The sequence below is a fragment of the Gordonia sp. DT219 genome, assembly GCF_049847065.1.
In the GTDB taxonomy this organism is placed as follows: domain Bacteria; phylum Actinomycetota; class Actinomycetes; order Mycobacteriales; family Mycobacteriaceae; genus Gordonia.
Genome location: NZ_JBNCNR010000008.1, coordinates 163068 through 170708, shown reverse-complemented (window position 1 = coordinate 170708; position 7641 = coordinate 163068). Strand labels below are relative to the sequence as shown.

The following is a 7641-nucleotide window of genomic DNA, read 5'->3' as shown; positions in this document are numbered from 1 at the left end:
CCACGATCGACCCACACCGCCGACCACTTCCCGCCTACCACCGACGCACCCTACGCCTCGACAACGTCGCCGCCTGACAGGCAGTCTCACAACATCTTTCGACCACACTGAGCTTGCGCCCGGCTCCGGCCGGGATCGCACCTGTTGTTTGAGAACTTCATACCGGGCCGGCGGGCCCCGCGCAACTGATCAGACCGCGCAACCGATCAGACGCGTACCGATCAGACCGGATACCGTTCCGGTTCCGGACCGAACTGGAAACGGCGGCCGGTGATCTCGTCTGCGGTGATCTCCACATAGTTGTATTTGATCGTGGGGATCCACGGTCGCAGCGGCAGTTCGTCGGCCGCGGCGATCTCGTCGCCGCGTGAGAGGAGACGTGCCGAACCCTTGACCACGACACTCCATCCGGTGCCGGCGCCATCCTCGTAGGAGTCGGCCTCGAAGGCGACTTTCTCGTTGACGACGATCTCCGACAATTTGGCGCCTTCACCGGTCCGGAAGACGACGCGCCCGTCACCTGCGTGATAGTTGAGCGGAAAGATGTCGGGCTGTCCGCCCACGCTCACCGCCAGCCGACCCACTTCCGCGGAGCCGAGCAGCGCCCAGGCATCCTCGCCGGAAAGTTCTTGAACAGGGTTGTCCACCATGACCTCTCCTTTCTCCATGGTCCATTCTCCCCGGGCGTGGTCGGCGGCCACAGGGGCTAAGGTCCCGGGGACGGCCCGACGCCAACCAGGCGCACGTGAGCACGCACGCAGCGAATCAGTCCTCGGGTACCGGCACCGGCTCGAGGATCTCCGATCGTGATTCCGGGGCGGCGGCCCGCAGCGCATCGGCCGAGGAGTCATCGGGTTGTTGCTGTGAGGCGATCTCGGCCGCCACGCGTGCGTTGTACGTCTCCACCTCGAAGGCGATCCGGTCGGGGTCCCAATCGAGGATGGGCGCAAGGAGTTCGGCGACCTCCTGCGCACACCCGACACCGCGATGCGAATACTCGATCGCGATGCGGGTGCGCCGGGCCAGCACATCCTCGAGGTGCAGGGCCGCCTCGTCGATGGCTGCATACACCACCTCGACCCGCAGATACTGGGGCGCGGCGGCAAGCGGGCGCAACAGCGACGGATCCGCATCGGCGTAATACAGCACGTCGTCGATGAGCGAGCCGTACCGATTGAGCAGGCGGCGCACCCGGTAGGGGTGCAGCCCGAACCGCTTTCCGAGATGTTCGCACTGGTTGATCAGGGCGAAGTATCCATCGGCGCCGAGCAACGGGACCCGTTCGGTGATCGAGCGGGCCACCCGCGTCGGGATGTAGTCATCACATGCGTCCACGGCGTCGGCCGCCATCACCCGGTACGTCGTGTACTTGCCGCCGGCGATCGACACCAATCCGGGCGCCACCCGCGCCACCGCGTGCTCACGCGAGAGCGTCGAGGTCGATTCGTCCTCACCGGCCAGCAAAGGCCGCAATCCTGCGTAGACGCCCTCGATGTCGTCGTGGGTGAGCTTGGTGACCAGCACCTCGTTGACTCGGCCGAGGATGTAATCGATGTCGGCGCGGGTGGCGGCGGGATGGGCGAGGTCGAGATTCCAGTCGGTGTCGGTGGTACCGATGATCCAGTGCGTCTCCCACGGGATCACGAACAAGACCGACTTCGCGGTGCGCAGGATGATCGCCGTCTCGCTGACGATCCGATCCCGCGGCACCACGATGTGCACCCCCTTGGACGCACGGACCCGGAAGTGTCCGCGCTGATGCGAAAGTGCCTGCACCTCATCGGTCCACACACCGGCCGCATTGATGACGCAGTGCGCTCGGACCTCGGCAGTCTGTCCCGTCTCACTGTCGCGGACCCGCACGCCCATCACGCGGTCGGCTTCCCGGAGGAATCCGACCACCTGGGTGGAGGTGCGGACGACCGCACCGTAGTGGGCCGCGGTCCGCGCGACGGTCAGGCTGTGCCGGGCGTCGTCGACGACGGTGTCGTAGTAGCGGATACCACCGATCAGCGAATCGCGCCGCAAGGCGGGCGCCACCCGCAGCGCCCCGGAACGCGTCACATGGCTTTGTCCCGGAACGGACTTGGCACCACCCATCCGGTCATACAAGAAGAGTCCGGCGGCAACATACGGGCGTTCCCATACCCGTCGCGTCAACGGGTACAGAAACGGCAGCGGCTTCACCAGGTGCGGGGCCAACACGCGCAGCGACAACTCGCGTTCGGCCAACGCCTCGCGGACCAGACCGAAATCGAGCTGCTCCAGATAACGCAGACCGCCATGGAACATCTTCGACGACCGGCTCGAGGTTCCAGACGCGATATCGCGGGCCTCGACGAGCGCCACGCGCAGACCACGCGTGGCCGCGTCGAGCGCAGCGCCCACCCCGACAACACCACCGCCGATCACGACGATGTCGAATTGTTCCGCAGAGAGCCGACGCCACGCCTCGCGGCGGTGCAACGGGCCCATATCGGCAGGTCGATCGGGATTGAACTCGGAGTTCATAATTCGTCAGCGTAATTGATCGCCGGGCCATGCACCGCGTGCGACACTGGCCGCGTGGGTAGCGCTCCGGCATATGTGGCAGCCATCGACCAGGGCACGACGTCGACACGCGCGATGGTCTTCGACCGCCGCGGGCGGGTCGTGTCCGTCGAACAACTCGAACATCGGCAGATCTTTCCGCGTGCGGGGTGGGTGGAACACGATCCCGCCGAGATCTGGCGCAACACGCGTCGCGTGGTCGCCGCCGCGCTGGCGTCGGCGGACCTCAACGTCGGCGACATCGCGGCCTGCGGGCTCACCAATCAGCGCGAGACGACGGTGGCCTGGGACCGTTCGACGGGCGAGCCGCTGCACAACGCCATCGTCTGGCAGGACACCCGGACCGCCGCCCTGTGCGAGGAACTCGGCGGGGATACCGGGGTCGACCGGTATCGCGACCGCACCGGGCTGCCGCTGTCCACCTATTTCGCCGGACCCAAGATGCGGTGGCTGATCGACCACGTCGATGCCGTCGCCGAACGGGCACGAAACGGCGAACTCTGCCTCGGCACAATGGATTCGTGGATCGCATGGAACATGACCGGCGGCGCGTCGGGCGGCCGGCACATCACCGACGTCACCAACGCGTCGCGCACGATGCTGATGGATCTCGATTCATTGAGCTGGGATGAGAAGATCTGCGCCGAGATGGGCATCCCGGTCGAGTCGCTGCCGGAGATCCGGAGCTCCTCGGAGGTGTACGGCGCACTGCGCGAACACGGTTCGCTGCCCGGCGTGCAGTTCGCCGGCATCCTCGGCGACCAGCAGGCCGCGACCTTCGGGCAGGCATGTCTGTCGCCGGGCGAGGCCAAGAACACCTACGGCACCGGAAACTTCTTGCTGCTCAACACCGGAACCGAGGCGGTGTTCTCCGATCACGGTCTGCTCACCACCGTGTGCTACCGGATCGGCGACGCCGCACCGCGATACGCGCTCGAAGGTTCCATCGCCGTCACCGGTTCGCTGGTGCAATGGCTGCGGGACAATCTCGGGCTGTTCAACCATGCGTCGGAGGTCGAAGCGCTGGCCGCACAGGCCGACGACAACGGTGGGGTGTACTTCGTACCGGCCTTCTCCGGGCTGTTCGCACCTCGCTGGCGTCCCGACGCCCGGGGCATCGTCACCGGACTGACCCGCTTCGCCGACAAACGACACATCGCCCGAGCAGCCTTGGAGGCCAGCGCATTCCAGACGCGCGAGGTCATCGAGGCGATGCAAGCCGACTCCGGTGTGCGGTTGTCGACCTTGAAGGTCGACGGCGGGATGGTGGTCAACAATCTGCTCATGCAGTTCCAGGCCGACATTCTCGATGTGCCGGTCATCCGGCCGGTCGTTAACGAGACCACGGCGCTCGGCGCGGCCTACGCGGCGGGTATCGCCGTGGGCTATTGGGCCGGCGAGGACGAGATCCGCGACAACTGGGCCGAACAGACCCGGTGGAATCCCGCGATGGATGCCACCGAACGCGAACGGCTCTATCGCGAGTGGAACCGGGCGGTCGAGCACAGCTACGGGCTGGCGTGATCATGCCGTGAACTCGATCAGCACCGCCACCACACCGGCGGTCCCGCCCATCGCCGCAGCCGCCTCGTAAGCGGCCTCGCCGAGCCTGCGGGCCGGCACTGCCGATGGGTCGACGGCAACCGAAAGGCAGTGCAGCGCGCGGGCTCTGACAAACGAGCGACGCTGGGCTTCGAGGTCGGCCGATCGGTGGGCGAAGGCCGCGTCGACCTCGTGGCGAATGATCACCGCAGCCAGCTGCGCGCGCGTGGCAGGCGACACCCGGCCCTGTTCACGCCACTGCGTCAACACCTCCCGTACGACCGTGTCGCCGCCGGCCTCGACCACGTCGACCACGGTCACCGCGAGCATGCGCAGACACTCGTCGACGTCGGCCACCGGCACCAGGGCCACCAGTTCGGCCACCGCACCGCCACCGAGCCGCTCGACACGACTGCGTGTCCCCATCACGTCCACGGCGTCACCGTTCCGGCGGATCCGATTGCGGTGACCCGGTCTGGCCGTCATCGACTGCGGGTACCGGCTCCCGCCCGCTCGCCGGTACCGCCACTGCTCCGAAGCCGGAATCGTCGACGGTCGTCGGCAGTGCCTGCGGCGACCAGTCACCGATCACCGGTGGACCGACCAACGGCAGGTCGCCGACGATCTCGCGTCCGTTCTCACCGTCCTGCAGATAGTGGGCCGGCCGGTGCCGCGTATCACGCGAGTGCGGGCCGGCACCGCCGGGACCGGGCGCGGGCGCCGGACGGGCCCCGCCGGCCGGCGTTCCCGTCGGCGGCCCGCCCGGCACACCGGGCCCGGGAGAGCTCACGATCGTCGCCGACGGGGCGAAAGTCGTTGGCGGAAGCCCGATCACACCCTCCGGCAGATTTGATCCCGGCGATCCCGGCGATCCCGGCGACCCGGTGCCGTCACCGGCCCCACGTCCGCGGCCGCCCGCCGGTGTCGCCGGTACCGTACCGACCGGCGCGCCCAGTCCGCCGCGGTTCAGCCTCGACGGATCACCGCCGCCGGGGCCCGGTGGCCCCGGGTTCGGACCACCAGTGGTCGGAACCTGCGCGCCCGCCGGGACCGCGGCATTCGGTGCCGGCGCAACCGGAACGTCCCCACCACCACCGGGACCGCCGGGCGGCCCCCCGCCCGGTCCGGTGCCGTCGATGTCGGTCAGGGCCGCAGATTGTGGATGGGCACCCGATGGCGCCGCACCGCCCCCACCCGGGCCGCCGCCACCGAAGCCGCCGGGGGACGCGGCGCCGAACGCATCGTCGCCGACGGGATGCGCCGGCTCGGGCAGCGCCGCCGCGGCCGTGACCATCGGAGTGCCATAGGTGCCCGACATGATGCCCCGGACCTGCGACCGCACCTGCGCCGCATCCTCCGGATGATCTTGCAGCCGTTGCTGATACAGGCGGAGCAGCGGCTCCTGGCCATGTGCGGCACCGAGGATTCCGGCGGCCTCCGACAGCGCCCCCGCACCGGTGCGGGCCTCGCCCGCGCTCTGCGACATCTCTGCGCCGAGTCGCTGCGCCGCGTCGACGGCGCCCTGCGCGGCCCGTCCCATCAGGACCCCGTCGGCCGAGAAGCCCGTCTGCAGCGTCCGCGCGATCGCCTCCACCGAGTCGATCGCGGTGAGCACCGCCTGCGCGTCACCGTGCGCGGAACCCTCGTCCATCGATGCGATGATCCCCAGGATCTCGACGATGCTCATCGTCTCCCAGGGGGTGAGACCCCCGCTGCGTGTCCTTCCCGGCCAGGCATTACGCCGGGCGTCGTCGGTCATGGTGCCTCCCCCTCGTCGCGCGCCACCGGCACGCGTGGCAGCGACATTACCCCCGAGGGCAGCGCCGGGCAGGCCGCAATCGCAGCGTTGTGTATGGCCGCGGCGCCGGATCAGTCCAGGTCGTCGTGCCGCACGAGCTGCCGGGCCGCCTCGGTCACCGACCCCGACAGCGACGGGTACACCGAGAACGTCTGTGCCAGATCGGAAACGGTGAGCTTGTTCTGCACCGCGAGTGCGATCGGCAGGATCAGCTCCGACGCGGTCGGCGCCACCACCACCCCGCCGATCACCACACCGGTGGCCGGCCGGCAGAAGATCTTCACGAAGCCGCGGCGCAGCCCGCTCATCTTGGCACGCGGGTTGGTGGCCAACGGCAGCATGACCGTACGGGCCGGGTACTCGCCGGCGTCGATGGCCTTCTGGGACACGCCGACGGTCGCGATCTCCGGGCGCGTGAAGATCGCCGACGCGACCGTCTTGAGTTTGATGGGGCTCACGCCCTCACCCAACGCGTGGTACATCGCGATGCGCCCCTGCATGGCGGCCACCGACGCGAGCGGAAACAGTCCGGTGCAGTCGCCGGCCGCATAGATTCCCGCGACGGAGGTGCGCGAGACCCGGTCGACGGTGATGTAGCCACCGCGGTGGGTATCGACTCCCGCCCGCTCCAGACCCAGATTGTCGGTGTTGGGCACCGACCCCACCGTCATCAGCGCGTGCGATCCGGTCACCGTACGACCGTCGGCGAGGTAGACGGTGACGGTGTCGCCGGTGCGCACCACCCGGTCGGCGCGGGCATGCTTGACCAGTTGCACACCACGTTCGGCCAAGGCTTCCTCGAGGACCAGCGCGGCGTCCTCGTCCTCATGCGGCAGGACGCGGTCACGACTGGACACCAGGGTCACCTGCACACCCAGTTCGGTGTAGGCGTGCACGAATTCGGCACCGGTGACACCGGATCCGATGACCACCAGATGTTCGGGCAGCGAATCGAGATCGTAGAGCTGGCGCCAGGTGAGGATGCGTTCGCCGTCGGGAGCCGCGTCGGGCAGCACCCGCGGTGAGGCGCCGGTCGCGATCAGCACGACATCACTGTCGAAACGCTGGACGGAGCCGTCGGCGAGGGTCACCGAGACCGCATGGGTGGAGACGCCGACCTGCGGCCCCTCGAGCGCTGCGGCACCGGAGACGAGCCGGACGCCCTCGCTGATGAGGCGCGAGCGGATGTCGGCGGACTGGGCGAACGCGAGATCGCGCACGCGTTGATGGATCTGCGAGAGCGTCACGACGGCGTCGTCGGTGCGGAGCTTGATGCCGAGATCGACAGCACGGCGCACCTCGGTGCGGATGCCGGTGGAGGCGATGAACGTCTTGGAGGGCACACAGTCCCACAGCACGCAGGCACCACCGATGCCGTCGGAGTCGATCACGGTGGTATCGGCACCGTAAGCGGCCGCGGCCAGCGCCGCCTCATACCCCGCCGGGCCTCCCCCGATGATCACAATCCTCGTCACTCGCCAACTCCTGTCACGTGGGAGACACACTTACCGATCCGGTGACCAACCGATCCGGTGACCAACCGATCCGTTGACCAACCTAGGCCATCGGTGTCCATTCTTCTCCCGCGTCGACACAGAATTGCGGGCGGACCCGACCCCGGTGCGGCCACCGCGCGCGTCATGCACCGGCGCCCGGCGTAATACGATCATCGTGGCCACAGGCGGAAAGTGTGGTCGGCACAACGATGAGGCCGGGCCCCGCCCGGGCGGGAAAGTGCAGGTCAGAGGCGA

The 7641-nt window shown here is 68.5% G+C and carries 6 protein-coding genes; 1 reads left to right on the top strand and 5 read right to left on the bottom strand.

Annotation, left to right across the window (positions count from 1 at the left end):
- Positions 1-221: 221 nt before the first annotated feature.
- A complete protein-coding gene (locus tag ACPXB3_RS12500; protein WP_425705153.1) occupies positions 222-650 on the bottom strand; it encodes a pyridoxamine 5'-phosphate oxidase family protein in 429 nt (142 codons plus the stop codon).
- 115 nt (positions 651-765) lie between these two features.
- Positions 766-2511 (bottom strand): glycerol-3-phosphate dehydrogenase/oxidase, encoded by a 1746-nt coding sequence (locus tag ACPXB3_RS12495; protein WP_425705007.1) that lies wholly within the window; start codon positions 2509-2511, stop codon positions 766-768.
- Positions 2512-2586: 75 nt separating this feature from the next.
- Between ACPXB3_RS12495 and glpK the strand changes: the two genes are divergently transcribed.
- Complete coding sequence (glpK, locus tag ACPXB3_RS12490) at positions 2587-4074, top strand: glycerol kinase GlpK (RefSeq protein ID WP_425705154.1); 1488 nt, start codon at positions 2587-2589, stop codon at positions 4072-4074.
- On the opposite strand, the gene ACPXB3_RS12485 is transcribed toward glpK, so the two are convergent.
- From ACPXB3_RS12485 to ACPXB3_RS12475, 3 genes are all read right to left on the bottom strand, one after another.
- Positions 4075-4518, bottom strand: a complete 444-nt coding sequence (locus ACPXB3_RS12485; protein ID WP_425705155.1) for a hypothetical protein — start codon at positions 4516-4518, stop codon at positions 4075-4077. It lies immediately after the preceding gene.
- A gap of 13 nt (positions 4519-4531) precedes the next feature.
- On the bottom strand, positions 4532-5851 hold the full coding sequence (locus ACPXB3_RS12480; RefSeq protein ID WP_425705008.1) for a hypothetical protein: 1320 nt from the start codon (positions 5849-5851) through the stop codon (positions 4532-4534).
- A 110-nt stretch (positions 5852-5961) separates the two neighbouring features.
- Positions 5962-7365, bottom strand: a complete 1404-nt coding sequence (locus ACPXB3_RS12475; protein WP_425705009.1) for an NAD(P)H-quinone dehydrogenase — start codon at positions 7363-7365, stop codon at positions 5962-5964.
- Positions 7366-7641 lie beyond the last annotated feature (276 nt).

What these genes read in the sequence shown, in the direction of transcription:
- ACPXB3_RS12495 (WP_425705007.1), bottom strand. Translation starts at nt 2,511, where the DNA reads ATGAACTCCGAGTTCAATCCCGATCGACCTGCCGATATGGGCCCGTTG.
- ACPXB3_RS12485 (WP_425705155.1), bottom strand. Translation starts at nt 4,518, where the DNA reads ATGGGGACACGCAGTCGTGTCGAGCGGCTCGGTGGCGGTGCGGTGGCC.
- ACPXB3_RS12500 (WP_425705153.1), bottom strand. Translation starts at nt 650, where the DNA reads ATGGTGGACAACCCTGTTCAAGAACTTTCCGGCGAGGATGCCTGGGCG.
- ACPXB3_RS12480 (WP_425705008.1), bottom strand. Translation starts at nt 5,851, where the DNA reads ATGACCGACGACGCCCGGCGTAATGCCTGGCCGGGAAGGACACGCAGC.